This window comes from Oceanicola granulosus HTCC2516 (genome assembly GCF_000153305.1).
Lineage (GTDB): Bacteria > Pseudomonadota > Alphaproteobacteria > Rhodobacterales > Rhodobacteraceae > Oceanicola > Oceanicola granulosus.
Genome location: NZ_AAOT01000082.1, coordinates 1 through 1,897, shown reverse-complemented (window position 1 = coordinate 1,897; position 1,897 = coordinate 1). Strand labels below are relative to the sequence as shown.

The window sequence follows — 1,897 nt, the reverse complement described above, 5'->3', positions numbered from 1 at the left end:
GTCGGCGCGCGATGTCGTGCGCTGCCGCCTGATCGCGACGGAAGCCTGCCGCGCCGCGGCGAACGGTGCCGAATTCATCGAGCAGGTGGCGCGCGAGACCGGGCTGGAACTGGAGATCGTCTCGCGCGAGACCGAAGCGCGGCTGGCCGTGTCGGGCTGCGGATCGCTGATCGAGCGCTCGGCCCGCGGCGCGGTGCTGTTCGACATCGGCGGCGGCTCGTCGGAGATCGCGCTGCTCGACCTGCGCGGCCGCGACACCCGTCGGCTGTCGAAGCAGATCGTCGCCTGGACCTCGCTGCCGGTCGGCGTGGTGACCCTGGCCGAGCGCCATGGCGGCCGCGACGTGACGCCCGAGATCTTCGAGGCGATGATCCAGGAAACCGTCGAGATGATCCGCGGCTTCAAGGGCCGCGACAAGCTCGGCGCGATGGTCGGCACGGACCGCTTCCATCTCCTGGGCACCTCCGGCACCGTCACGACGCTGGCCGGCGTGCATCTGAAGCTGGAGCGTTACGACCGGCGCCAGGTCGACGGCCTCTGGCTGACGGATCTGGAAGCCGACGAGTTGGTCGCCCGCATTGCCGGCTGGAGCTTCGAGGAACGCATCGCCAACCCTTGCATCGGCAGCGATCGCGCCGATCTGGTACTGGCGGGCTGCGCGATCCTGCAGGCGATCCGCAGGGTCTGGCCGGCCCCCACCCTGCGCGTAGCCGATCGCGGCCTGCGCGAGGGCCTACTGATGGAAATGATGGTCGCTGATGGCGTCTGGCGCCGCAGGGATCCGACAAGGAATACCGGGACATGAGCGGCGGACGCAGCGACAGTCGAGGCATGACCGTCAAGGTCAAGAAGAAGCGCGGGCTCAAGCTCTCGTCGCGGCGCTGGCTCGAGCGCCAGCTCAACGATCCCTATGTCCGCGCGCCAAGGCCGACGGCTACCGCTCGCGCGCGGCCTACAAGCTGATCGAGATGGACGACCGCTACAAGCTGCTGAAGCCCGGCCACCGGATCGTCGATCTGGGCGCGGCGCCCGGCGGCTGGTGCCAGGTCGCCGTCGATCGCACCGGCTCGACGGCCGCGGACGTGCGGGTCGTCGGCATCGACTACCTGACGGTCGAACCCGTCGCCGGGGCGACGATCCTGCTCATGGACTTCCTCGACGATGCGGCGCCCGACAAGCTGATGGAAACCCTCGGCGAGGCGCCGGACATCGTCCTGTCGGATCTGGCCGCGCCGACCACCGGCCATCGTCCGACCGATCATATCCGGACCATGCATCTCTGTGACGTTGCCGCCGACTTCGCCATCCGCACCCTGAAGCCGGGTGGGCATTTCCTTGCCAAGACCTTCCAGGGCGGGACCGAGCGCGAATTGTTGACGCTGCTGAAGCGGCATTTCGTCAGCGTCCATCACGTCAAGCCGCCTGCCTCCCGCGAGGGCTCCGTGGAGCTCTACATCCTCGCCAAGAGCTTCAAGGGCAAACGCGCCGAAGTCGAAAACCTGCAAGACGAGGTCGAGGATCCCCGGGTCCATGACCAGGCCGATGAGGAGGCCGGCCCGCTCGGCTGACGCGGGGCCCTGGATACGGCTTTCGCCAGACGCATCGGGAGCCGCGCCGCCCTACTCGGCAGGAACGCGGCGGCCCGAAACCTCGCTGCCGGCCTCGCGGCCCATCGGGATGAAGGCGAAGGCCGCCGACATGGTGACCAGCCCGACCACGAAAAAGGCGGCGGAGAAGTCCATTGGCGCAGCCAGGTCGCGGCCTGACATCACCATGCCGACCTCCAGCACCGCGCCGGCCAGCGCGACGCCCGTGGCGATCGCCACCTGCTGCAGCGCGCCCATCATCGCCGTGGCATCGCCCGTCGATTCGCGCGGCACGTCGGCAAAGGCCAGCG

The 1,897-nt window shown here is 69.1% G+C and carries 2 protein-coding genes and 1 pseudogene; 2 read left to right on the top strand and 1 reads right to left on the bottom strand.

What is annotated here, in order from left to right:
• Positions 1-805, top strand: an 805-nt coding sequence (locus OG2516_RS00015) for a Ppx/GppA phosphatase family protein (protein ID WP_007253531.1), incomplete at its 5' end; no start/stop codon positions are given.
• Positions 802-1,568, top strand: a pseudogene (locus OG2516_RS00010) (RlmE family RNA methyltransferase). The gene OG2516_RS00015 and the pseudogene OG2516_RS00010, both read left to right, overlap by 4 nt.
• A gap of 51 nt (positions 1,569-1,619) precedes the next feature.
• On the opposite strand, the gene OG2516_RS20130 reads toward OG2516_RS00010, so the two are convergent.
• Positions 1,620-1,897 (bottom strand): hypothetical protein (locus OG2516_RS20130; protein WP_040614828.1); only part of this gene is annotated, 278 nt, incomplete at its 5' end.